25 protein-coding genes and 1 pseudogene are annotated in these 24,177 nt (G+C 60.7%); 18 read left to right on the top strand and 8 right to left on the bottom strand.

The features are described from left to right. The first annotated feature begins 122 nt into the window (after positions 1-122). On the top strand, positions 123-2,255 hold the full coding sequence (locus tag HHJ18_RS18525) for a serine/threonine-protein kinase (RefSeq protein WP_296917618.1): 2,133 nt from the start codon (positions 123-125) through the stop codon (positions 2,253-2,255). A 72-nt stretch (positions 2,256-2,327) separates the two neighbouring features. On the opposite strand, the gene kefC is transcribed toward HHJ18_RS18525, so the two are convergent. Continuing rightward, entirely contained in the window at positions 2,328-4,163 is a 1,836-nt protein-coding gene (kefC, locus tag HHJ18_RS18520) for a glutathione-regulated potassium-efflux system protein KefC (protein ID WP_296917616.1), read from the bottom strand. Further along, positions 4,163-4,882: an NAD(P)H-dependent oxidoreductase gene (locus HHJ18_RS18515; protein ID WP_296917614.1), complete on the bottom strand. Its 720-nt coding sequence runs from the start codon at positions 4,880-4,882 to the stop codon at positions 4,163-4,165. Before HHJ18_RS18515 ends, kefC begins: the two co-directional genes overlap by 1 nt. Before the next feature lie 44 nt (positions 4,883-4,926). Here HHJ18_RS18515 and HHJ18_RS18510 point away from each other — a divergent pair, with 44 nt between their 5' ends. Beyond that, on the top strand, positions 4,927-5,544 hold the full coding sequence (locus tag HHJ18_RS18510; protein WP_296917612.1) for a ParA family protein: 618 nt from the start codon (positions 4,927-4,929) through the stop codon (positions 5,542-5,544). A 104-nt stretch (positions 5,545-5,648) separates the two neighbouring features. After that, positions 5,649-6,104: a MaoC family dehydratase gene (locus HHJ18_RS18505; protein WP_296917610.1), complete on the top strand. Its 456-nt coding sequence runs from the start codon at positions 5,649-5,651 to the stop codon at positions 6,102-6,104. On the opposite strand, the gene HHJ18_RS18500 is transcribed toward HHJ18_RS18505, so the two are convergent. Further along, positions 6,095-6,601, bottom strand: a complete 507-nt coding sequence (locus HHJ18_RS18500; protein WP_296917608.1) for a tRNA (cytidine(34)-2'-O)-methyltransferase — start codon at positions 6,599-6,601, stop codon at positions 6,095-6,097. The genes HHJ18_RS18505 and HHJ18_RS18500 overlap by 10 nt on opposite strands. A gap of 143 nt (positions 6,602-6,744) precedes the next feature. Beyond that, positions 6,745-7,515, bottom strand: a complete 771-nt coding sequence (locus HHJ18_RS18495) for a ComF family protein (RefSeq protein WP_296917606.1) — start codon at positions 7,513-7,515, stop codon at positions 6,745-6,747. 78 nt (positions 7,516-7,593) lie between these two features. On the opposite strand from HHJ18_RS18495, the gene HHJ18_RS18490 reads away from it, so the two are divergent. The 9 genes and pseudogenes from HHJ18_RS18490 (at position 7,594) to HHJ18_RS18450 (ending at position 14,575) form a co-directional block, all read left to right on the top strand. After that, on the top strand, positions 7,594-8,496 hold the full coding sequence (locus HHJ18_RS18490) for a biotin synthase (protein WP_296917604.1): 903 nt from the start codon (positions 7,594-7,596) through the stop codon (positions 8,494-8,496). Positions 8,497-8,596: 100 nt separating this feature from the next. Continuing rightward, a pseudogene (locus HHJ18_RS18485) lies at positions 8,597-8,886 on the top strand (cytochrome C oxidase subunit IV). Between the two features lie 166 nt (positions 8,887-9,052). Next, positions 9,053-9,553, top strand: a complete 501-nt coding sequence (locus HHJ18_RS18480; RefSeq protein ID WP_296917601.1) for a DUF2244 domain-containing protein — start codon at positions 9,053-9,055, stop codon at positions 9,551-9,553. Positions 9,554-9,706: 153 nt separating this feature from the next. Next, positions 9,707-10,867, top strand: coding sequence for a cytochrome c oxidase subunit II (coxB, locus tag HHJ18_RS18475; protein WP_296917846.1), 1,161 nt, complete (start codon positions 9,707-9,709; stop codon positions 10,865-10,867). 92 nt (positions 10,868-10,959) lie between these two features. Further along, positions 10,960-12,588 (top strand): cytochrome c oxidase subunit I, encoded by a 1,629-nt coding sequence (gene ctaD, locus HHJ18_RS18470; protein WP_296917600.1) that lies wholly within the window; start codon positions 10,960-10,962, stop codon positions 12,586-12,588. A gap of 19 nt (positions 12,589-12,607) precedes the next feature. Then, on the top strand, positions 12,608-12,718 hold the full coding sequence (locus HHJ18_RS18465) for a cytochrome oxidase small assembly protein (RefSeq protein ID WP_296917598.1): 111 nt from the start codon (positions 12,608-12,610) through the stop codon (positions 12,716-12,718). A gap of 43 nt (positions 12,719-12,761) precedes the next feature. Beyond that, a complete protein-coding gene (locus tag HHJ18_RS18460; protein ID WP_296917596.1) occupies positions 12,762-13,370 on the top strand; it encodes a cytochrome c oxidase assembly protein in 609 nt (202 codons plus the stop codon). A 2-nt stretch (positions 13,371-13,372) separates the two neighbouring features. Then, positions 13,373-13,576 carry a DUF2970 domain-containing protein gene (locus tag HHJ18_RS18455; RefSeq protein ID WP_296917594.1) on the top strand — a complete coding sequence of 68 codons (204 nt, stop codon included), beginning with the start codon at positions 13,373-13,375 and terminating at the stop codon, positions 13,574-13,576. 117 nt (positions 13,577-13,693) lie between these two features. Next, positions 13,694-14,575: a cytochrome c oxidase subunit 3 gene (locus HHJ18_RS18450; protein WP_296917593.1), complete on the top strand. Its 882-nt coding sequence runs from the start codon at positions 13,694-13,696 to the stop codon at positions 14,573-14,575. Between the two features lie 146 nt (positions 14,576-14,721). Here the strand turns inward: HHJ18_RS18450 and HHJ18_RS18445 are convergent, their stop codons facing one another. Continuing rightward, entirely contained in the window at positions 14,722-14,943 is a 222-nt protein-coding gene (locus tag HHJ18_RS18445; protein ID WP_296917591.1) for a twin transmembrane helix small protein, read from the bottom strand. A gap of 18 nt (positions 14,944-14,961) precedes the next feature. On the opposite strand from HHJ18_RS18445, the gene HHJ18_RS18440 reads away from it, so the two are divergent. The 6 genes from HHJ18_RS18440 (at position 14,962) to HHJ18_RS18415 (ending at position 20,485) form a co-directional block, all read left to right on the top strand. Further along, a complete protein-coding gene (locus HHJ18_RS18440) occupies positions 14,962-15,714 on the top strand; it encodes an SURF1 family protein (RefSeq protein ID WP_296917589.1) in 753 nt (250 codons plus the stop codon). Positions 15,715-15,809: 95 nt separating this feature from the next. Next, positions 15,810-16,442, top strand: coding sequence for a hypothetical protein (locus HHJ18_RS18435; protein WP_296917588.1), 633 nt, complete (start codon positions 15,810-15,812; stop codon positions 16,440-16,442). Positions 16,443-16,656: 214 nt separating this feature from the next. Beyond that, on the top strand, positions 16,657-17,868 hold the full coding sequence (locus HHJ18_RS18430) for a heme A synthase (protein ID WP_296917586.1): 1,212 nt from the start codon (positions 16,657-16,659) through the stop codon (positions 17,866-17,868). Next, entirely contained in the window at positions 17,865-18,794 is a 930-nt protein-coding gene (cyoE, locus tag HHJ18_RS18425) for a heme o synthase (protein WP_296917584.1), read from the top strand. The genes HHJ18_RS18430 and cyoE overlap by 4 nt, the downstream gene beginning before the upstream one ends. 7 nt (positions 18,795-18,801) lie before the next feature. Then, complete coding sequence (locus HHJ18_RS18420) at positions 18,802-19,440, top strand: SCO family protein (RefSeq protein WP_296917583.1); 639 nt, start codon at positions 18,802-18,804, stop codon at positions 19,438-19,440. A 61-nt stretch (positions 19,441-19,501) separates the two neighbouring features. Then, positions 19,502-20,485, top strand: a complete 984-nt coding sequence (locus HHJ18_RS18415) for a tripartite tricarboxylate transporter substrate binding protein (protein WP_296917581.1) — start codon at positions 19,502-19,504, stop codon at positions 20,483-20,485. A gap of 118 nt (positions 20,486-20,603) precedes the next feature. Here HHJ18_RS18415 and rpoH read toward each other — a convergent pair whose 3' ends face one another. From rpoH to HHJ18_RS18400, 3 genes are all read right to left on the bottom strand, one after another. After that, complete coding sequence (gene rpoH / locus HHJ18_RS18410; RefSeq protein WP_296917844.1) at positions 20,604-21,479, bottom strand: RNA polymerase sigma factor RpoH; 876 nt, start codon at positions 21,477-21,479, stop codon at positions 20,604-20,606. Positions 21,480-22,273: 794 nt separating this feature from the next. Continuing rightward, positions 22,274-23,905: a phospholipase D family protein gene (locus tag HHJ18_RS18405; RefSeq protein WP_296917579.1), complete on the bottom strand. Its 1,632-nt coding sequence runs from the start codon at positions 23,903-23,905 to the stop codon at positions 22,274-22,276. Positions 23,906-23,998: 93 nt separating this feature from the next. After that, on the bottom strand, positions 23,999-24,163 hold the full coding sequence (locus tag HHJ18_RS18400; protein ID WP_296917842.1) for an ABC transporter C-terminal domain-containing protein: 165 nt from the start codon (positions 24,161-24,163) through the stop codon (positions 23,999-24,001). Positions 24,164-24,177 lie beyond the last annotated feature (14 nt).

Here is a 24,177-nt window from a genome sequence, read left to right as displayed (position 1 = left end):
ACCCCGCGTTTCAACTGGCAGATGACGGCTAGAATTACTTTTTTTGTTTCAATTAGTGTCGATCTGTATCAAGATTGAGCCAAGGCTGCCGCCACTCCGTCCCTATCAATGTTTCTTGCCCTATGAGTCTTACCAAGCTAGGTCGCTACGACCTCATCCGCGTGCTCGGCAAGGGCGCGATGGGGTTGGTATATGAAGGGCGTGACCCCAATCTTGAGCGCCGCGTGGCGATCAAGACCATACGGGTTGAAAACCTGTCGGTAGAGGCTGCAGCTGAATACGAGGTGCGCTTTCGCACCGAAGCGCGCTCGGCGGCACGTCTGCAGCACCCGAATATCGTCAGCGTGTACGACTCCGATCGCGACGGCGACACCGCCTTTTTGGTGATGGAGTTCATCCAGGGCGATGACCTTAAATACCACCTGGATCGGGGTGAGCGCTACAGCCTGCAGCAGACGCTGGCCATCATGAGCGACCTGCTGTCGGCACTGGACTACGCGCACCGGCACGGCATCGTGCACCGTGACATCAAGCCGGCCAACCTGCTGATAGAGCCGGGCGGGCGCGTCAAGCTGACGGATTTTGGCGTGGCGCGCATCCATGACTCGGGCGATGCCACGCGGACCCAGGGCACCATGGTGGGCACCCTCAAATACATGTCGCCCGAGCAGGTGCAGGGTCTGCCGGTGGACGCGCGGGCCGACCTGTTTGCCGCCGGCATCGTGCTGTACCAACTGCTGACCGGCAAGCGGCCCTTCGATGGCGAGACCGACTTCGCCATCATCCAGCAAATCGTCGGGTACGCCCCGGCCGCGCCGACCTCCTTTAATTCCCAATTGCCCCCCGCCATCGACGCGGTGATGGCGCGGGCGCTGGTCAAGTCGCGTGACCAGCGCTTTGCCACGGCGCAGGAATTTTCCCTGGCGCTGCAGGCGGCCAGCCAGGACGCGGCCGACCCCACGGTGGTTTCGCCGTCGAGCCCGGTCCGGCCCGGCAGCAGTTCCACCTGGACCGGCACCATGCGTGACAGTGAGCTGCTGGTGGGCCTGCAGTCGGGCAACCACGCCGGCATCTCCGTCGTGACGCAAGAGCTCGAACTGGTCTACTGGAAAGACATCAAGGACTCCAACGACGTGGAAGACCTACAGGTCTTTCTCGCCAAATTTCCTCACGGTATCTATGCCACGCTAGCGCGCCGGCGCCTGCGCATGCTGGGCGTACTGGCGGGCGAGGACACGGATATTGCAACGGCAGTGGCAGTGGCATCTACAACGGCCACCGACACACTAGTCATGCCGCGTTCTGTCAGCCAGCTGGAAAAGACCGTGCTGCTGTCCAGAATCAGTAGCCCGGCCGAAACCGAAGCCAGCAGCGGCCCTGTCGACCTGAGCTGGATGGCGCCTGAACTGGCCGACGTGCAAGTGCAGACCTCGCTTCCAGTTCTGGCGGCAGCGCTGGCGGGCGCCGCGCCCGCGCCCGCTGCCGCACCTTCTGCCCTTTTCGATGCGACCGTGTTGCTGCCAGTTCAGGCCGGCGTGTTGCCAGAAACCCCCGCTATCCCTCAGACCCGGCCTTCCCAGCCTTCCACAATGCCCGAAGTGGTCCCCCCGCAACGCGCTGTTTCGAGATGGTTGACCCGGCGACTCAGCTGGGCGCTGGCCAGCGTCGTGGCACTGGTAGGCGTCGGCCTGGGCCTGGGTTTGTCGGACCCATCGGTCGCGCCGCCGCCAACCGTGCCCGCCTTGGCCGCCATTTCAGCGCCGGGCACTGCCGACGCAAGCGCAACCGCGCTCCCAGCGCTGACGCCCTCGGCATCTTTGACGACGCCGCAAGCTGACGCAGCACTGCCTGTAGCAGCGCGGGCTGCAGTCCCGGTCGTTGTCGCCGATACCCTTGCCGCCGCCACCGGTGCAGCGCCAAAGGCCGCAGCGCTGACAGCGGCCAAGAAATCAGCGAGCGACAAGGACAAGCCAGTTAAAGCCGCGCCGTCAACGGTCGCGATTAACGCAGTGCCGCAGGCCGCTGCGCGCGCGCCTGCCGCGCCTGCCGTCCCTGACGAAGCTGTCGCGTTGGCGGCTCCCCGCAGTGCAGCCGCCACCAATCCGCGCCAAGCCTGCGAAGACCGCATATTGATCGGCTTTCAGATCTGCATGGCGGAGCAGTGCGCCAAGCCGGCCTTCAGTCGGCACCCGGTGTGCCTGGAGCGCCTCGCCATGGAACAGCGACGGCGCGATGCCGAGCAATCGCTGCGCTAGTGAATTGCTATAAAAATAATAGCTGCTTACGCCCGCCTTTATTGGGCTAGAGCCCTATTTGACTAATTTTTTTTAATCGTTCCAGCCGGGCGGCCGGCGCTGCGCCAGTTGTTCGCGCTCTTGCGCCATTTGCGCTTCCAGCTGCTGGCGGCCCTGGGTGGCCAGGGCGATGGCCTTGGCGCGGTCTTTGCGGTGCGGGTACATCTGCTTGAATAGCGCGAGGTTGTGCTGGCGAAAGCGCATGGCGCTTTGCCGGGCCTCGTGCGGTGGCTGGCCCAGCAGTTCCAGCACGCTGCGGGCGCTGCGCAAACTGGACTCAAACAGCTCGCGCTCGACCCGCATCACGCCGCGGTCGCGCAAGGCGTTCCAGTGCGGCACATCGCGGGCGCGCGCCACAATCTGCAACTGCGGAAAGTGATCTTTGACCAGGTCGACGATTTTTAGCGACTGCTCCACGTCGTCTACTGCCAGTACGAAAATTTTGGCGCTGGCGGCGCCCGCCGTGCGCAGCAGGTCCAGCCGGGTGGCGTCGCCGTAAAACACCCGGTAACCAAAAGCGCGTATGGTTTCAATCATCTCGGCATCGTGGTCCAGCACGGTGGGCGCAATGCCTTGCGCCAGCAGCATGCGGCCAACGATCTGGCCGTAGCGGCCAAAGCCGGCAATGATGACAGGTGCCTGCTGCGGTTCGGAGATTTCATCGAGCTGCGGCGTGTTGCAATTGGCATAACGCGGCAGCAGCAGCTTGTCCACGGCCAGCAGCAGTAGCGGCGTCAGTAGCATCGACAGTGCCACCGCGCCTATCAGCAGCGATGCGGTTTCAGCCGAAAACACCCGCGCGCCGGCCGCCGCCTGAAACACCACAAAGGCAAACTCGCCGCCCTGCGCCAGCAGCAGCGCAAACACCGGGCGCTCCTGAAAAGGCAGTTTCATTAGATACGCCAGCCCGTAAATCAGCGCCAGCTTCAGGCTGAGAAAGCCCAGCACGATGGCGGCCATCAGGCCAGGGGACTGCCACAGCACGCCAAAGTCGATGCTCATGCCGACGGCGATGAAAAACAGGCCGAGCAGCAAGCCCTTGAAGGGCTCAATGTCAGTTTCCAGCTCGCGCCGGTATTCGCTTTCCGCCAGCAGAACGCCCGCCAGAAAGGCCCCCAGTGCCATCGACAGGCCGACCAGCTGCATCAGAGCGGCGATGCCGACCACCAGCAGCAGCGCGGCGGCGGTGAAGATTTCGGGCGTGCCGCTGTTGGCGATCCAGCGCAGCAGCGGGCGCAGCAGCAGCCGTCCGCCGAGGATGATGCCGCCTATGACTGCTATTATTTTGATAGCTTCTAGCGCCCGGTTGGTATAGGCTACAGCCTCATTTTGGCCTGAAACCGTGGCCGCGGCGCCAAGCAGCGGCAGCAGCGCCAGAATCGGAATGGCGGCGACATCCTGAAACAGCAAAATGGAAAAGCCCGCCTGGCCGCTAGAGGTCGGCATCAGGTTGCGCTCGCTGATGGCCTGCAGGGCAATCGCGGTGGACGACAGCGCCAGGCCGAGGCCGGCCACCAGCGCGGTTTGCCAGTTCACGCCAAACGCCATGGCGGCGCCCGTCAGCAGGGCGGCGCAGGCCAGCACCTGGGCGCTGCCCCAGCCGAAGATCGGCCGGCGCAAGGTCCACAGGCGTTTGGGTTCGAGCTCCAGGCCGATCAGGAACAGCATCAGCACCACGCCGAATTCGGCGAAGTGAAGAATGTCCTGCACGTTGGTGACCAGGCCCAGGCCCCAGGGGCCAATCGCGATACCAGCGGCCAGGTAGCCGATGATGGAACCGAGGCCGAGTTTTTTGGCCAGCGGCACGGCAATCACGGCCGCCGCGAGGTAGATGAAGCTGTTGACGAGCCAGGCTGGAGCATCTGACATCATTTGTGCCCCAGGTTGGACTCTTCGATGGCCGGTCGATCTTTCATGGGCACCACGCAGGCCGGGCATTGCTCCAGATCTTCGAGCTCTGGCCAGTCCGGGTAGCTTTGCAGGCGCTGGCTGAAGGTGTCCAGATGCCGGGCCAGCGCTGTCTGGTCTATGCTGCGCGCGCCGTGCAGGATCAGCGGCGGTAAAAAGCGCATGCCGCAAAGGGCGGCAGTTTGCTCATAGGGCGGCAGGAAGGCATCGAAAAAATAGCGGTTGTAGCCCTGCGGATGGTAAGAGTCTTCGGGGCCGCCGGTAGTGGCGACCAGCCACAAGTCCTTGCCTTGCAGGGCGCGGCCACGCTGATCTTGGCCCACATCCTGGCCTAGATCCTGGCCCAGATCCTGACCTTCGCCATAAGCCCAGCCATAGGTCAGTACCTCATCGAGCCAGAGCTTTTGCAGCGCGGGCATGGAATACCACTGGATCGGGTGTAGCAGCACCACCAACTTGGCGCGGTCCAGCGCGCTTTGCTCGCTAGCCACGTCAATCGCGTAGTCCGGGTAGCTCGAATACAGGTCTTGCAGCTGCACCCGCGGCAGTGCCCGTGCCGCCTCCATCAGCGGGCGGTTGACGCGCGATTCGCGCCAGGCGGGGTGGGCCGCCAGCACATAAATATCGGCTCTGGTGCCTGCGTCAGGGAGGGTGTCTGTGGTTGTGAGAACGGTGGCCATGCCGTTACCATAGCGGAAAAGCGCTTAAAAAAAGAGGAGGTGCTATGTCCGTGGTCGTCATTGCCAATCCTAAGGGGGGCGTCGGCAAATCGACGCTGGCCACCAATGTGGCCGGATATTTCGCCAGCCAGGGTCATCCGGTCATGCTGGGCGACGCCGACCGGCAGCAGTCGGCGCGGCTCTGGTTAGGCTTGCGGCCACCAGCGGCGCGCCCAATTACCAGCTGGGAAGTGGCTGACGAGCAGCTTGTCAAACCACCCAAAGGCACGACCCACGTGGTACTGGACACGCCCGCCGGCTTGCACGGCCGGCGGTTTAACGAGGTCATGAAGCTGGCCAACAAGGTGATCGTGCCGCTGCAGCCCAGCGTTTTCGACATTTTTGCCACCCGCACGTTTCTCGATCAACTGGCCGAGCACCACCGTGTCAGCAAGGTGAAGGTAGGCATTGTCGGCATGCGGGTGGATGCGCGCACCATCGCGGCTGACCATTTGCGTGAATTTGTGGAAACCCTGGGACTGCCGGTGCTGGGCTACTTGCGCGACACGCAAAACTACATCCACCTGGCGGCCCGTGGACTGACGCTGTTTGACGTGGCGCCCGGCCGGGTCGAAAGGGATCTGGAGCAGTGGCAGGCCGTTTGCAACTGGCTCGATCAGTAGGCTGGCCGCGTCGAGGAGGCTGGCCTGTCGCCCATCTGACAGTTGATTGACAGCCGATCGACACTTGCCTCGGGCGACGGCGCCAAAGTCGTTACAGTCGGCGCATGAAAACCTTTCAAACGCTCTCTGACCTGGCGGCCTGCACCGGTCAGGAAGTTGCCGTCAGCGACTGGATCACCATCACGCAGCAGCAGGTCGACTTGTTCGCCGAGGCCACCGGCGACCGCCAGTGGATTCACGTTGACCCTGAAAAAGCCCGCGCCGGGCCTTTTGGCGGGCCGGTTGCGCACGGCTTCCTGACGTTGTCGCTGCTGCCGAGGTTTTTTGAATCGTCCTTTGAAATTCTCGGCTCGCGGCTGGGCGTGAACTACGGCCTGAACAAGGTGCGTTTCACCGCGCCCGTGCTGGTTGGCAGCCGGCTGCGCGCCCGCATGAAGCTGCTGGCGACCGAGCCCATCGACAACGCCGGCCTGCAGATGACCTGGCAAGTGACGGTGGAACGCGAAGGCGCGGACAAGCCGGTGTGCGTGGCCGAATCGCTGGTGCGCCGTTACCCCTGAGTCTGCAATGCAGCCGGGTCAACCGCCCAGGCCGGCGCGCCAAAGCCGTTCTGCCGCCAGGCCTCGAACACCGTGACCGCGACGCTATTGGACAGGTTCAGGCTGCGCTGGCCGGGCCGCATCGGCACCTTCAGGCGCTGCGCCAGCGGAAAAGATTCGCGCACCGCAGGCGCCAGACCCCGGGTTTCCGCGCCAAACACCAGCCAGTCGCCCGGCAGAAAACGCATGTCGTAGAGGCTGCCGGCGCCTTGCGTCGTCATGGCAAAAAGCCGCCCGACTGGCGGCTGCTGGCTGCCCAGCAGCGCGTGCCAGCTGGCATGGCGCAGCACCTGCGCGTACTCGTGGTAGTCAAGCCCGGCGCGCCGCATGTGCTTGTCCTCCATCGAAAAACCGAGCGGCTCCACCAAGTGCAAGCGGCAGCCGGTATTGGCCGCCAGCCGGATCACATTGCCCGTGTTGGGCGGAATTTCGGGCTCGACGAGAACTATATTGAACATGGCTGGATTGTCGCCCGTGCGCAAACCTGGGAGCGGGCGATGACGCGCAAAGCGTGGGCGATCGGAAGCCGCGCCGGGCCGCCCCCAGCCGGGCCAGCCCCCCGGGGGGGCAGCGTAGTACGCGAAGCGACAAGCGTGGGGGCTTATTGCGTTCTTGCCAGTACCACGGCGGTGATGTGCGCAGCACCCGCGTCGCGCAAAGCCTGCGCTGCCGTGTACAGCGAGGCGCCGCTGGTCATCACGTCATCGACCAGCAGCACGCGCCTACCCCGCAGTTCGGCAACGCGCAGCGGGTCTACCTGAAAAGCGCCCTTGACGTTGGACAACCTGGCCTCGCGCTTTAGCTGGCTCTGCGGACGGGTGTGCCTGACGCGCAGCAGTAGTTGGGCGTCGGCTTGTGCCAATGTGCCGCTTTGCCGCGCCAACGCGCTGGCCAGCGCCCAGGCCTGGTTGAAGCCGCGCGTTTGCAGACGCTGCACTGACAACGGCACTGGCAGCACCCAGTCCTGCGCGTCCAACGCCTCAAAGGCCTGAAGCACGCCAGGCGATTCAAGCAACAAGGCGGCAAAAAAACCGGCCCAACCATGCTGCTCGCCAAATTTGTAGCCTGAAATCAGCATGGACCAAGGGTAGGCGTAGGGCACTGCGGCCAGCGTGCTGTCCAGCGGCGGGCGCTGGCGCGCACACTCGCCACACAGGGGCGGGCCAGTCCTCAGTCCCATCGACAGATCGGCCGGCAAGCCCAGCGCGCAACTGACGCAGCGCGGCTGCACCGCTGTAAAACGCGCCACGCAAGGCTGGCACACCTGGCGCGCCGGCCAGCTGCGGCAGACGGCGCACTGGCTGACCAAGCCAGGCAGCCGGCGCAGCCATAGACCAGGCGTGAAACGAGAGTTGAGCAGCCGTGTAAACACCGTGTCAATATACTTGTTTACCCGGCACTCTCCAGTTGCGGGCGATTGCTGAAAATTGTGCGCAGCGAATACCTTTTCATGAACACCCCCCAAATCCCACCCACGCTGGACCCGCCTGCCGTCAGTCGCTGGCAGCGCAATGCGCCTTTGGCTTCGCCCTGGCTGCACGAAGAAGTGGCGCGCCGCATGCAAGACCGGCTGGAGTGGATCAAGCTGCAGCCACAAACTTGGGCGCATTGGGGTGCCTTGCGCGGTGGCCTGCTGGCCCACGCGCAACTGGCGCGCCGTTACCCGAATTCAGCGTGTTTTGTGGTCGAAGCGCATACAGAACGGGCGCAAGCAGCTATGAAAAGCATAGCAAAGCCGTGGTGGGATCCGAAGCAGTGGCTGAACTCCGCCACGCGCTTTGAGGCGCCGTCGCCCGGCAGTGTCGACATGCTGTGGGCCAACATGGCGCTGCACGAATCGGCTGACCCGCAGGCGCTGCTGGCCAGCTGGCAGCAAGCGCTGAAGGTTGACGGTTTCGTGATGTTTTCATGTTTGGGGCCGGATACCGCCCTAGAGCTGCGCGAGGTTTACGCGCGCATGGGCTGGCCGCCCGCTGGTCATGAGCTGACCGACATGCACGACTGGGGCGACATGCTGGTGCAAGGCGGGTTTGCCGAACCTGTGATGGACATGGAGCGGCTCACGCTGACCTACGACAGCCCGTCACGGCTGCTGCGGGAACTGCGCGAACTGGGCCGCAATTTTCATCCTGCGCGCTTTCCCGCTCTGCGCGGCCGCGGCTGGCAAGCCCGGCTGGAGCAAGCCCTGGGCGAGTACTTGCCGGTTAGCGCCGACGGCCGTCTCTCACTGACGTTTGAAGTGATTTACGGTCATGCGCTGAAAGCCCAGCCCAAAATCAAGGTTAGCGCTCACAGCGCGGTGTCGGTGCAGGACATGCGCGCCATGCTGCAAGGCGGGCGCACCAAGCCTTAAGAGGCCGATGATGACCATTAGTCTGCACGCCCGGTGGGGTTGTGGCGCACCTTGCACGCGCCGACACGCAGGGGTGGTGGTCAAGCGGAAGGCAGGGATCATGACGACAGGCCAGCAACACCCCAACAACCTTCACCTCAAAATCTGGGGGTGCTGTTCTTGCCTATCACGTTGTCCTATTTGGTCAATTACTTCCACTTTCAGGGGGAACCTGCGCTGGAGTCTGATCCTGACTTTCATGCGATAAACGCGGGACTGGTCGTCGCGGCCTTCATACCCACGGCCTGGGAGCGGCTGGCGCTCGTTTATGCCATCTTGCTATCACCCTTGTGCTTGGTCATACTGGTCGTTTTGGTGGCGGCCGAGGCCGATCACTCCTTTGTCACATGATTGTTGTTTTTCCGTTAGCGCCCCGGCTTTTGGGGTCGATGTCTTGGCATTGGGTTGCAGCCTCGCACAAGATAAACGAAACTACGCCCGATGTTGGTTTTAGGTATTTTCCTAAGTTTTCCGCAGTCAATGTTTGGCGTGGCTGCAGATTTTTCAGGGTGGCCACATGTTGCAGCAAACATACGTGTTTCGGTTTGCCACATTGCCCGCGCAGGGCAGTCACAGCCGCGAGGCTGTACAGTGGCTCCTCAAACGTCATTGTTCCATCACTCCAGTCCAATTGGGCTGGTTTTACCTGTCGCTGTGCGTGGTATCTCTGGGTATTGCAGTTCTTTTCTGGCTTCAGGGTGCCACTTTGGTGATCGTTTTCGCGTGGGCTGAATTGCTGGCCGTGGGGCTAGCTTTTCTGGCTTATGCGCGCCATGCGGGAGATGCGGAAAAAATCACGCTGCAAGGCGGGCAACTCGTGGTGGAGTTGGAAATGGCTGGTCTCACGCAGCGGGCAGAGTTCAACCGGGAGTGGGTCCGGGTTGAACCCAGAGGCGGGGACAGATCGTTGATTGAAGTGTCAGGGCAGGGGCAGTCGGTGCGGGTAGGGCGGCATGTACGGCCGGAATTGCGCCCCGCGCTGGCCCGCGAAATACGGTTCGCGCTGCGGGCCCGTTAATTTGGGCTTAAAAGTAGCACATCTTTTTTGCCGACGGCGGATTGACCTGTCGCAAACTTTATAATACTAAGTTGAATTGGTCGGTAATTGAAGTAAAAAAAAGTGATCACGATGAAGCTAAGCAACACCATGAGCAAAAAGTTACGGCTTGGCATGCAGCATGCTGGCTCAATTTTCGTATCTTCCGCTGCCTGGGTCAGCACTACCGCTTACGCTGTGAATGATTTGCCCGGTGGTCCGGCCGTCAACCAGCTCAACTTGCATCCCGCTGTCACCAGGATTGCCCAGGAGCAGCAATGGCTACATTGGTTCATGATGGCCATCTGCCTCGTGATTTTTGTCGCGGTGTTCGGTGTAATGTTCTATTCCATCTTGAAACACCGCAAGTCAGTGGGCCACAAAGCGGCCAATTTTCATGAGTCCACCCTAGTCGAAATTGCCTGGACTATCGTTCCTTTCATCATCGTGATCGCTATGGCGCTGCCCGCAACCAAGGTGCTGGTCGCCCAAAAAGACACCAGCAGCGCCGACCTCACCATCAAAGCCACCGGTATCCAGTGGAAATGGGGTTACGACTACATCAAGGGGGAGGGCGAAGGCATCGCTTTTGTCTCGACGCTGGACAACGCCCATCGCGAGATGTCCAACAATGGCGGTCCGAAAGCGGGTGAAGCGCCTGATGACTATTTGCTCAAGGTCGACAATCCGCTGGTCGTCCCCGTCAATAAAAAAATCCGCGTGATCACCACGGCCAACGACGTAATCCACGCCTTCGCGGTGCCGGCTTTCGGCATCAAGCAGGACGCGATTCCCGGCTTTGTGCGCGACACTTGGTTTCGCGCCGACAAAGTAGGCAACTACTATGGCCAGTGCCAGGAACTTTGCGGCAAGGAGCATGCCTACATGCCGATTCATGTGAAGGTGGTTTCTGCGCAGGATTACAGTGCATGGGTTGCGGCCAAGTCCAAGGAAGCTGCAGCCAAGGCGGACGATCCGGCGAAGGTTTGGACGCTGGCGGACTTGAAGGCGCGAGGCGAGAAAGTCTACGCTGCCAACTGTGCCGCCTGCCACCAGGTCAACGGTAAAGGCGCTGGCCCGATCAAGCCGCTTGACGGCTCGGCCATCGTGCTGAGCGCAGACCACAGCAAGCAAATCATGGTGCTGCTCAACGGCGCAGCCGGTGGTGCGATGCCGCCCTGGAAAGCGTTGAGCGACACGGACCTTGCTGCGGTGATCAGCTTCACCAAAAACAACTGGTCCAACCAGACTGGCCAGCTCGTTCAGCCCGCCGAAGTGCAGGCGGCACGCAAATAAAGCAGTCTGCCTGCCGGCGGGCGAGCAGTCGACAACAACGGCGCCAGCCGCCAAGATAAAGTTACCGGTAAAAGCTACCAAAGGAAGCCAAGATGAGTGTTGTTCTAGATCATCCCGATCATGCGCATGAGGATCACCATGCCCCGACGGGCTGGCGTCGCTGGGTATTTGCCACCAACCACAAAGACATCGGCACGCTGTACCTGCTGTTCAGTTTTACGATGTTGATGTTCGGCGGCGTGTTGGCGCTTTTGATTCGCGCCGAGCTGTTCCAGCCTGGCCTGCAAATCGTCAACCCTGAGTTGTTCAACCAGCTCACCACCATGCACGGCCTGATCATGGTGTTCGGTGCCATCATGCCGGCCTTTGTGGGCTTCGCGAACTGGATGATTCCGCTGCAGATCGGTGCATCCGACATGGCGTTTGCGCGCATGAACAACTTCAGCTTCTGGCTGTTGATTCCGGCTGCGCTGATGCTCGGGACTTCGTTCTTGCTGCCTGGCGGCGCCATGGCGGGCGGCTGGACGATGTATGCCCCGCTGTCCTTGCAGATGGGACCGTCCATGGATGCAGGTATTTTTGCCATCCACCTTCTGGGCGCTTCATCCATCATGGGTTCGATCAACATCATCGTGACCATCCTGAACATGCGCGCGCCGGGCATGACGCTGATGAAAATGCCGATGTTCTGCTGGACCTGGCTCATCACGGCTTACCTCTTAATTGCCGTAATGCCCGTGCTGGCCGGCGCCATCACCATGACGCTGACCGACCGCCACTTTGGCACCACGTTTTTTAATCCCGGCGGCGGCGGCGACCCGGTGATGTTCCAGCACATCTTCTGGTTCTTCGGCCATCCCGAGGTGTACATCATGATTTTGCCGGCCTTCGGCATCATCAGTCATATCATTCCTGCGTTCTCACGCAAACGCCTGTTCGGTTATGCCTCCATGGTCTATGCTACCGGGTCCATCGCGATTCTGAGCTTCGTGGTGTGGGCGCACCACATGTTTACCACCGGCATGCCAGTGACGGGTCAGTTGTTCTTCATGTACTCGACCATGTTGATCGCGGTGCCCACGGGCGTGAAAGTATTCAATTGGATTGCCACCATGTGGAAGGGCTCCATGACATTTGAGACTCCCATGCTGTTTGCGGTCGGTTTCATCTTCGTGTTCACCATTGGTGGACTCACGGGCGTGATCCTGGCGATAGCGCCGATTGACACGCAGTTGCAGGACACCTACTACGTGGTGGCTCACTTTCACTACGTGCTGGTCGCGGGGTCCCTGTACGCCATGTTTGCCGGATATTACTTCTGGTCGCCCAAGTGGACCGGTGTGATGTACAACGAAACTCGCGGAAAAATTCACTTTTGGTGGTCGTTGATTTCCTTCAACGTGACTTTCTTCCCGATGCATTTTCTGGGCCTGGCCGGCATGCCGCGCCGCTATGCCGACTACCCGATGCAGTTTGCCGATTTCAATGCGGTAGCCAGCGTGGGTGCGTTTTTCTTCGGTTTCGCGCAGTTGTATTTCTTCCTCTTCATCGTGGTGCCCGCGATGCGCGGTAAAGGCGCCCCCGCCAGGCAAAATCCTTGGATGGACGAAGGCGGGAAGGGCGCCGAAGGCCTAGAGTGGGAAGTCCCGTCGCCCGCACCCTTTCACACCTTTGAAACCCCACCCAGGCTGGATGCCACGGCAACCCGCGTGATCGGCTGAGGCATAAAGAGGCCGCACCATGACACCCAAGCAAAAGAAACAAAACCTTCGCCTGGCGTTGACACTAGCGTCGGTCGCTCTCGTCTTATTTGCCGGCTTCATGGCGAAGATGATTTTTCTGGGCCGCTAGGCCCGGTTGAACAGACTCAACATTTCAGATCCGGTATTAATTAATGCGAATCAAGCGCGAAAATTTCAGGATGGTGGGCAAGCTGAGCGTTATCGTGCTCGGCATGTTCGCTTTCGGCTACGCGCTCGTGCCCATTTACAAAGCTATTTGCGAGATGACCGGCATTAATGTGCTGGCTCTGTCTGATCGTCAAATCCCTGGTGCGGCGGCCAAACTGCCTGCCAACACCCAGGTGGACCGCACGCGTACCATCACGGTGGAATTTGATGCCAATTCGCGCGGACCCTGGCATTTCAAGCCGGCCCAGAACGCATTGCAGGTGCACCCCGGTGAATTGAATACCGTGATGTACGAATTCCAAAACGTACAGAACCGCACCATGTCGGCGCAGGCGATTCCCAGCTATGCGCCGGCTCAGGCGGCCGCGTATTTCAATAAGCTTGAGTGCTTCTGTTTTAGCCAATACACCTTGGCGCCCGGTGAGAAAAAGCAGTGGCCCGTGGCTTTTGTGATTGATCCCAAGCTGTCCAAGGATGTGACAACGATCACGTTGTCGTACACGTTTTTTGAAGTCGGTGGCAAGACGCCCGCTGCACCGGAAACTTCCAAGCCAACCTCCGCAGCGGCGCTTGGCCAGCAGGCGGGCGCCTGAGCATGGCCGCGAGTCCTCCAAAAAAATCGCTATGGCGTACCGCCAAGACCGTCGCTTGGTCGTTCGTTGGCCTGGGCGGCCGCGGTGCCTACGACGAAGAAGCCAAAAATTTAAATCCCCTCCACATCATCGTGGTCGGGCTGATCGGTGTTTTTTTATTTGTGGCAGCCCTGGTGCTGTTGGTGAACTGGATGGTTGCTCGCTAACAGGCAAAGTACTGAATAGCTAAACGGTTGGATAGCCGGATTGCGCTACGCGCCGAATCCCATCACGGTTTGAATTAATGATTATTGAGAATTCAAGAGAAAAACAGGAGTCGATCGATGTCATCAGCAGCCCACGGGGCAACCCCTTACTACTTTGTGCCCAGCCCTTCCCGGCATCCGGTGATGGCATCCATTGGCCTGTTTTTTGTCATCCTGGGTGCCAGCCAGTGGATCAATGGCGCCGCTTGGGGGGCTTGGTCGCTGGCTGTTGGCATGGTGTGGTGGCTAGGCACGCTGTTTCAGTGGTTCCGCGAGTCCGTCGCCGAAAGCGAAGGCGGTTTGTACGGGCGCAAGATTGACCTGTCTTTTCGCTGGAGCATGAGCTGGTTTATTTTCTCCGAAGTGATGTTCTTCGGCGCCTTCTTTACGGCGCTCTGGTGGGCCCGTTCACACTCGGTGCCGGCATTGGGAAGTCTGGACAATGCGCTGCTCTGGCCCGACTTCAAGGCCGTCTGGCCCAGCCTGGCTGCCGGCGTAACGGCGTCGCCTGCCGACATCATCGAACCCTTCACCACCATGACGCCGTTCTGGTTGCCCACCATCAACACCGCGTTGTTGCTAAGTTCCGGCGTCACCCTGACAATTGCCCACCATGCGTTGCGAGAAAACCACCGTGGCCGGACCATTGCGTTCATGTGGATTACGGTCCTGCTGGGCATTGTCTTTTTGTTGGTGCAAGGCTATGAATATGCGCACGCCTACTCGGAACTCAACCTCAAGCTCACGTCAGGTGTGTATGGTTCGACCTTTTACATGTTGACCGGGTTCCACGGTTTTCACGTGTTTGTCGGCATGCTGATGCTGCTCTTTATTACCCTCCGCCTGCAAAAAGGGCATTTCACGCCCGAGAAACATTTCGGCTTTGAAGGGGCGGCGTGGTACTGGCACTTCGTGGACGTGGTGTGGCTGGGTCTTTACATCCTCGTCTACTGGCTGTGACCTTGAACAGCGAATTAGGCCGAAGCGAGTTATCGGTTCAGCGGCCTAAGGGGGAGTAAAGTCCCAAAGCCGCCCGCGCTGCGCGGGGCGCGCGATAGAAATCAAGGCCGCATAAAGCGGCCTTGATTTTTTAGCCTCTTGTCTTTTTATCTGCCAGCGGGGATGCCGGTGGGTTGTATGTAACCGAGTTTCCACGCAATCAGAATGCAGACAAATAGCAAAATCGAGAAACCGACCCGAAACGCCAGTGCGCGTGCCATGTTGCTGGTTTTGCGCTTGCCGTCGGTCCCGTCCTTGAGCATGAAAAAGAGGGCGGAGCCCAAGCTGGCAATGATGGCGATGAATGCCAGTGCAACGAGGTAAGTCATGAGCCGGATTATCCGCCCATGAGGCCCGCCCTGAACTCTCCCCGCTTTTGGCTGATCACGCTGACGGCCGTGCTGCTCGCGGGCGCCAGCTTCTCGCTGGGTCAGTGGCAGTTGCGCCGCGCTGCGCAGAAAGAGGCGCTGCAAACCGCAATCGAGTCGCGCAGCGGTCTTTCCGTGCTGGATGCGCGCGCGCTGGCCGCTGCGCGAAACGGCAACGATCTCCTGCATCGGCAGGCCACCCTGGCAGGCCACTGGAGCGCCGCACACACAATTTACCTCGACAACCGGCCCATGGACGGAAAAAGCGGTTTCGTGGTGGTCACGCCGCTGCTTCTGGACGGAAGCGCTCAGGTCGTTTTGGTGCAGCGCGGCTGGGTGCCGCGTAATTTCACCGACCGCACGCGACTGCCCGATATTTCGACACCCATGGGTCCTGTCACAGTCCACGGGCGGATAGCCCCGGCACCCTCCAGGCTCTATCAGTTCAAGAATGATGAGAGTGGCCGCATCCGGCAAAATCTTGATATCCCTGCTTTCCGCACAGAAACTGTCTTGCCGCTTCTTGATGTGTCATTGCTGCAGACCGGCGTGGCCAGCGAAGGCCTGCTGCGCAATTGGGCCGCGCCCAATCTGGGTCTGGACAAACACTACGGCTACGCCTTTCAGTGGTTTGCACTTTGCAGCCTGGTGCTGGGCCTTTATGTCTGGTTTCAACTGATTCTTCCCCTACGTACCTCAACAGCTACCCAACACCGCGATCAACTGCCGTGATAAACCATAATTCCGACTCTTACAGCCCTCAAGGCGGCCAACCCGGCAGCGCTGCCGCTGCGCAAGACCAGCCTCTGGGCCTGACCGTGCACGCCATGCCTCAACTGAATCAGCGCAGCACCCGCGCTCCCAACACCAAAGCAGGGCGCTGGAAAATGCTGGCCGTGCTGTTGGTGTGCGCCAGCCCGGTGGTCGCGTCTTACTTCACTTATTACGTGGTGCGGCCCGAGGGGCGCCGCAACTTCGGCGACCTGATTGATCCGCAGCGCCCCTTGCCAGCCCTGGCTACGCAGACGCTCAATGGCCAGCGCGGTAAGCTGACAGACTTAAAGGATCAGTGGTTGCTGATTAGTGTGTCGAGCGGCGCCTGCAATGCGCGCTGCGAGCAAAACCTGTATTTTCAGCGGCAGTTGCGCGAGTCGCTCGGCAAGGAAAAAGACCGCATGGACCGGGTCTGGCTGGTCAGCGATGAAGCACCTGTCTCCACTGCCCTGCAGCCTGCTTTGGCGTCCTCCACGGTGCTGCGCGTGGCGCCTGCTGCCATCGCACAGTGGCTGCAACCAGCCGCCGGCCAGCGCCTGCAAGACCATATTTATGTTGTCGACCCGCTGGGCAACTGGATGATGCGGTTCCCGGCGAACATGGATGCCGCCGCAGCGGCCAGCGCCAAACGCGATCTGGAGCGCTTGATGCGCGCATCGAGCAGTTGGGACAAAGAAGGCAGATAGATATGGCCCCCACGCTTGTCGCTTCGCATATTGCGCTGCCCCCCGAGGGGGCTGAACTTCGCTTGGGGCGGCCCTGCGCTTCTTTCCTGGCCCCCACGCTTGTTACGCTGCCCCCCGGGGGGGGCGCTGCGCCTGCGACCCGGCTAAGCCGGTTCCGCGGCCCCTGCTGGTCCGGAAATCTAGCGCGCATGGCTTCGGCCAGGTCTTTTTAAACATGACAGCGCAAAACCTTTACGATTTGAATCCGGCCCTGCGCCTGATGATGATGGGGCTGGCCGTGGCGCTGGCACCGCTGGCTTGGGTCTGGCTGCGCAATAAAAACGCCTCACTTGCGCAGCGCTTGCGGGTGCTGACGTTGGTCACGCTGTTTTTGACCTTCGATCTGGTCGTTTTCGGCGCTTTTACCCGGCTGACCGATTCTGGCCTGGGTTGCCCCGACTGGCCCGGCTGCTACGGCAGCGCCAGCCCGGTGGGCGCGCAGGTCCACATTGATGCCGCGCAAAGCGCCATGCCCACAGGGCCTGTCACCCATCCCAAGGCCTGGATAGAAATGATCCATCGCTACCTGGCCACAGGCGTGGGCGTAATGATACTCACTCTGACCGTGTTCACCTGGATGGCCTGGCGCGATGAACGGCGCATGAGGCGAGGCGGCCAGCGCGGCGATCAACTTGGGGGCCAGGTCCTCTCGCCCTGGTGGCCCAGCGTCACCCTGCTTTGGGTTTGTCTGCAGGGCGGGTTTGGTGCACTCACGGTCACCATGAAGCTGTTTCCCGCAATTGTCACGCTGCATTTGCTCGGTGGCCTGGTCCTGCTGGCGCTGCTGATGGCGCAGTCGCAACGCTACAGGCTCGCGCATGAAAAGCCCGCCCTTACGGACACGATGGCCTCCTTGAGCCCGCGCATCCGGCGCCTGGTCATGGCCGGGTTTGCCCTGCTATGGCTGCAGATCGCCCTGGGCGGCTGGGTCAGCACCAACTATGCGGTGCTGGCCTGCACCGATTTTCCCACCTGCCAGAATTCACTGTGGCCTGCGATGGACTTCAAACAGGGTTTTACGCTCTGGCGTGAACTCGGCGCCGGCCATGACGGCGCCGTCATCAGCTTTCAGGCGCTCACGGCGATTCACTACCTGCACCGCCTGGCTGCCTACTTCGTGGTCGCATTACTGCTGGCGCTGGCTGTTACGCTGCACCGCAAGCCCGCCTTTCGCCGAGACGCCCGCTGGCTCGCCGGCTTGATCGGGCTGCAGGTGGTCACCGGCGTGAGCAACGTGGTGCTCGGCTGGCCGCTGTTAGCCGCGGTCTTGCACACTGGCGGCGCCGCCGCGCTGGTGGTGCTGCTCACCGGTCTCGTTTTTTCAAGTCACCGCAGCACGGCCACAGCACGTGCGTCAAAATTACCCGCTTCCAGGTCGCCTGCATGAACCCCCTCAACCAGCCACTCGCAGCCGCTTCAGCAGCACATCCCGCCGCCCGGGTACCGTCGCGCCTCGCCCAGTATTACGGTTTGACCAAACCGCGCGTGGTGCAGCTCATCGTCTTCTGCGCGCTGATCGGCATGGCGCTGGCTGTCCCGGGCCTTCCGACCTGGGCCGATCTTAAGCTGGCGCTGTTTGCCAGTGCCGGCATCTGGCTGGTGGCGGGCGCGGCCGCAGCCTTCAATTGCCTGGTTGAGCAACACATTGACGCCAAAATGCGGCGTACCGCCTGGCGGCCCACCGCCAGGGGCGAACTCAGCAATCTACTGACGCTGGCGTTTTCGATCGGCCTGTGTGCTCTGGGCTCGTGGGTTTTGTATGTCTGGGTCAATCCGCTCACCATGTGGCTGACTTTCGCCACCTTTCTCGGTTATGCGGTGGTCTACACCGTGATCCTCAAGCCGCTCACGCCGCAAAACATCGTCATAGGCGGCGCCTCAGGCGCCATGCCACCGGTGTTGGGCTGGGCCGCCATGACGGGCTCTGTTGGCCCTGAAGCACTGATTTTGTTTTTGATTATTTTCCTCTGGACCCCGCCGCACTTTTGGGCGCTGGCGCTGTACCGGGTTGAGGACTACCGCAAGTCGGGCCTGCCCATGCTGCCCGTCACGCACGGCAACGAATTCACGCGCTTGCAGGTGTTTTTGTACACGCTGGTACTGTTCCCCGCGTGCCTGATGCCGTTTATTTTCAAGATGAGCGGTTGGCTTTATCTGCTGGTTGCGGTGGCGCTTAGCGCGGGCTTCAGCTGGTATGGCTGGCGGCTGTGGCGCAATTACTCCGATGCCCTGGCGCGCAAGACCTTCCGCTTTTCACTGATCCATCTGTCGGTGTTGTTTGCCGCACTGTTGCTAGATCACTACCTGGTATAAAACTCGCATGAAATGCTGTTTCCAACTGCCCCTAGTGGCCAGCCGCCGGTGCGCCGTCCAATCCATAGCGGGTGCCGTGGCGCTGGCGCTGAGCACAGTTTTCTTGCAGGCCTGCTCGCCGGATAAGCCGCAGTTCAAAAGCGTCGACCTGACCGGCGCCGACTACGCCTCGGGTTTTTCACTAAGTGACCAAAACGGCCAGACCCGCACGCTGAAGGATTTTGCCGGCAAGATCGTGGTGGTCTTTTTTGGCTTCACCCAGTGCCCCGACGTTTGCCCCACCACCATGACCGAGCTGGCGCAGGTTAAAAAGCTGCTGGGCCCCGATGGCGAAAAGCTGCAGGCAGTCTTCATCACGGTGGACCCCGAGCGCGACACGGCCGAACTGCTCAAAGCCTACATGGGCAATTTTGACTCCTCGTTCATCGCGCTGCGGCCCACCCTGGCCGAGTTGCCCGAACTCGCCAAGGACTTCAAGGTTTTTTACAAGAAAGCCGAGGGCAAGACGCCCGGCAGCTACAGCATGGACCACTCGGCCGGCAGCTACATCTTTGACGCGAAAGGCCGCATCAGGCTGTACACCCGCTATGGCAGTGGCACGGAAAACCTGGTTTCCGACATTCGCCTGCTGCTCAAAAACAGCTGACAAGCCTTTATAGTGACCGGAGAGAGATACGATTAGTTTTGATAAAACTTTGGGAGACGCCATGTTTAACAAACTGACTGCAAGCATCGCCATCGCAATCATTTCTTTGAGTCTTGCGGCTTCGGCCGGCGCCCAGCCGGCCGCGTCAGAATTTCCCAGCAAGCCGATTCGCATCGTCGTCACCTTCACCAGCGGTGGCGCGCCCGACATCATTGCGCGCCTGCTCGGAGAGCGCATGAGCGCCGACTGGGGCCAAGCCGTCATCATTGACAACAAGCCAGGCGCAGGCGGCAATATAGGCGCGGATTTCGTCGCCAAATCCGCAGCAGATGGCTACACCCTCGTCGTCGGCACCGTGGGCACGCATTCAATCAATGGCGCGCTGTACGCCAAATTGCCTTACGACATGGTGAAGGATTTTGCCCCGGTCTCCTTGCTGGCGACCACACCCAACGTGCTGGTCGTGCACAACAGCGTCCCGGCCAAAACCTTGAAGGACTTCATCGATCTGGGCAAGAAAGAAGGCAAAATGTCTTTCGCTTCCTCGGGGCCAGGCACCTCAATTCATGTGTCGGGCGAGCTGTTCAAGACCATGACCGGCATCGACATGACGCACATTCCGTACAAGGGCCGCGCCAGCGCCATTCCCGATTTGCTGGGTGGGCGCGTCACCATGATGTTTGACAACATGCCGTCCAGCCTGGCGCTGGTACGCGAAGGTAAATTGCGCGCGCTTGGCGTGACCAGCCTGACGCGCGCCGCCGCTGCGCCAGACATTCCAACCATCGCTGAAGCGGGCCTGCCCGGCTTCGAAGCCGTCTCCTGGTTTGCCTTGTTCGCGCCCGCCAGCACGCCCAAGCCGGTGCTGGACAAGCTGCAGGCCGAGGTCCACAAAATCCTGAAATCAGCCGACATTTCCAAGCGCCTGCTTGACCTCGGTCTGGAGCCGGTCGGCTCAAGCGCCGAAGAGCTTGCCGCCTACCAGCGCAGCGAAATCACCAAGTGGGCGAAGGTGGTTAAAGATTCGGGCGCGAAAGCCGAGTAAGCGCCCGTCATTATGAAAAAGGCCCGCTCCTTATGACGGGAGCAGGCTTGGTGGCGGGGCGGCGGAGGGGCAAAAGCAGGAAAAGGCTGACTGACGCGAAGCTCAGCCCCTCGCGTCCTCAGGCATAGGCTGCCAGCACCTTTTTCATCTTTTTCATGGCCGCCACTTCAATCTGGCGAATGCGTTCGGCACTGACCTTGTAATCGGCCGCCAGGTCGTGCAGCGTCATGCCGCCCGAGCCATCGTCGTTAACGTTCAACCAGCGTTCTTCGACGATGCGGCGCGCGCGCGGGTCCAGCTCTTCCAGCGCGGCGCTGATGCCGTGGGAGGCCAGGTTGTCACGCTGGCGCGACTCCATCAGCGCCGTCGGCTCTTGCGCGCTATCGGCCAGGTAGGCAATTGGGCCAAAAGCGTCTTCGCCGTCTGCGCTCGGGCTCGGGTCCAGCAACACGTCGCCTCCCGACATGCGCTGCTCCATCTCGATGACTTCTTCGCGCTTGACGTTCAGCGATTTCGCCATCGAGTCAATCTGGCCTTCGGTCAGTGCATCGCGGTGCGTCGCCACATCGACGTCGTCCTTGAAGCCCTGCTTCATCGAGCGCAGGTTGAAAAACAGCTTGCGCTGGGCCTTGGTGGTAGCGACCTTGACCATGCGCCAGTTTTTCAGCACATATTCATGAATCTCGGCCTTGATCCAGTGCATGGCGTAGCTGACCAGACGCACATTGTGCTCGGGGTTAAAGCGCTTGACCGCCTTCATCAGGCCGATATTGCCTTCCTGGATCAAGTCGCCGTGAGGCAGGCCATAGCCCAGATATTTGCGGGAAATCGACACCACCAGCCGCAAGTGCGACAGCACTAGCTTGCCGGCGGCATCCAGATCGTTGTTCTCTTTAAGTTTTTTGGAAAACTCCTGCTCCTGCTCCAAAGTGAGCATGGGCAGACGGTTGACCGCCGAGATGTAGGCGTCGAGGTTGCCCAGCGGGGGCACCATGGACCACGGATTGGCGCTGGCGACGGCTTGGGTAGTAGCGAAAGCCAAATCGGACCTCAGGGCTTGGGGGAAAAGCGCATGTGACACGGCAGAACTCCTTTTTCTCTAAGACTAAATACTAGCACTCGCACTGATCGAGTGCTAAGTGGTAGGTTCAATGGCGCAAATAGCGCAAGGCTAATAAGTACTAACCCTTGATCTCGTTCGAGCAATCCTGTGGGTTTTAGTTCTATTCTCAGGGTTTCCCGGCGGTAAAGATCGAGCCCAGAATGCCGCTACAACGCTCTGAGATTCCTCGCCTAGCGCTGCAACAGACCATAGTTGCTATCGAATTCATAGCTGCTTGCGCCCGCATTGATTGGGCTAGAGGTCTATTTGATGCTAAAAATAGCAGTTTTGAAGACTCACTTTTAGAGTGAAGGTAGTGTGAACTCGCTGCGGTTCGTTTGAGGTAGTCCAATGCCGATGATTCACGTGCATTTTGGCTTCTAGTGAATTACCAAACAGCGAGGCCGGCTTGTGTAGCCTGCCTTCAAACCAATCGCAGACGCCTGTGCCTGAGCACAGACGCCTGGTTTGACAAGGGCCTAGCCTATATCAGACCGTGCGCAGGACGAGTTCGCTATAAATGCGATGGCCCTGGTTATCGCTGACAATCCTGCCACGTCGGCTTGACAGGTGGCCGCGAAAACCAGCGTGCTATGAATTAAATAGCTGCCCATGTCCATGTTTATTGGGCTGCAGACCAAAATGTAATTTTTCCGACTTTCAGCGCGCACCAGCCACGTCCCCGCTCAAAGCATCTCATCGGGCGCCAGCGGCCCGATCAGCGTGAGCAGCATCCTGAGCGCCAGGCTGGCATCCGGTTCGCTGCGCGAATCCTGTAAAGCCGAGCCCTCGGGCGCACGCCAAAGCAGCTGCCCTTCCAGCAGCTCGACGCGCCAGGCGCCCTGCGCCAGCGCCGGTTCGATCATGCGGCTGGCCTCCAGTGATAAGGCGCGGTTGCGAATCACGATGGCGACCTCACTGTTTTGCAGCTTGGAGCGCAAGTCCAGGTTCATCGAGCCCACCACTAGCAGGCGGTTATCTATCACTACCGCTTTGGCGTGCAGGCTGGCACGCGAGGCCCCGGTGGAACTGGCCGCCGAGCCGAAGCTGCTGATCGAGCCCTGCTGCTCGGCATGCATCTCGTACAGCTCAACGCCCATGCCCAGCAGCGCCTTGCGGTAGCGCGCATAGCCGACGTGCGCGGCCGGCGCGTCATTGGAGGCCAGCGAGTTGGTCAGCACGCGTACCCGCACGCCACGCCGGCGCAGTTCGGCAAACTGCTGCATCATGCGCTGGCCCGGGACGAAGTAGGGCGAAACAATCAGCAGCTCGGTTTGCGCCTGCGCCATCAGCTGCAGCAAGCCATCGACAGCGCTGTCCTGCGATTCTTCCACGCTGTCAGCGTCTGCGGCGATCTTAGAAGCCCGATCCACCAGCATCACCGAGGGCGCCCAGGTCCACGGCAGCAGGCGCAGGTCAGTCGACTCCGGCAGGGTCGGCAACGTGGCGGTGGGGGCCGCTGCGGCCGGGTCATCCAACTTGTCGGGATTAACGCCGGTCAGGCCGGTCAGCTTGGGAGCCGGTTTCAGCGCGGCGATTTCCTGGGCTGTCATTAGCGATTGCACCGGATAGGCCAGCGGGTTGTTCCAGTACTGGTCAAAGCTGCGCGACAGATCACGCGCGATGCGGCCGGCCGCCAGCACGTCAATGTCGATGAAATTGGTGCCTGCGCTCTGGCCGAAATAGGTCTCGCCCAGGTTGCGCCCGCCGGTGATGGCCACCGAGTTGTCGGCCACAAAAATCTTGTTGTGCATGCGCCGCTGCATGCGGCCCACGTCCTTCAGGTTGCTTAGGATGCGCAAAAACAAAGAACTGCGCCCACCCGGCAGCGGGTTAAACAGGCGCAACTCGATATTTTTTTCAAAGGCCAACTTCAGTACTTGGGCATTCTTGCCGGCGGTGTTGAAGTCATCGAGCAGGATGCGGATGCGCACACCTCGCGCAGCAGTGGCGCGCAGCGCTTCAAACATGCGCTCGGTGGTGTCGTCGGCAAAGATCGCGTAGTACTGCAGGTCCAGCGTTTTTTGGGCCGCCTGGATCAGCGTCATCCGGCTGGTAAAGGCCAGCTCGGCACTGCCCACCAAGGCAAAGGCCGAGTCATTGCGAGTGCCTGCGCTGCTCGCCCTGGCCGCCACGGTGCGCCCCAGCAGCGTGTCCGACGGGTTGGCCAGCGCCGTCGACTTCGGCCGCTCAACCGCGCTGGGCAAAGACGCGCAACCGACTAGCCAGCCGCTCAGCAGCAGCAGGCCCAGAACGCGCAGCGGCCGCGGCCAACTCAAAGAGGCGAAGGAGGGCAAGGCGGCGTAAGCGGTAATCATCGTTTTAGCCACTTTACCGAAGCCGAGAGCTTTTGGCTGTAGGCGCCCGGCTTGACCCGCCCAGCAGTTAGCTCAAGCGCCATTCAATTGGCCTCAAGCTGCCAGGTTTTCCCAGCGTTGCAGGGCTTGCATGAGGTCTTCCTCGATGGAGGTGTTACGCGCAGTGAGTTCGGCGGCGCGCCTGGCATTGCTGGCGTACAGCGAGCCGTCGAAGAGTTCCTGCGCGATGGCTTTTTGCTGCGCCTCGAGTTGGGCGATGAGCGCCGGCAGGG

Source organism: Polaromonas sp. (assembly GCF_012927455.1).
Classification (GTDB): Bacteria; Pseudomonadota; Gammaproteobacteria; order Burkholderiales; family Burkholderiaceae_C; genus Polaromonas.
Note: the sequence above shows the minus strand (reverse complement) of the source record. Positions and strands in the feature narration are given on the sequence as shown.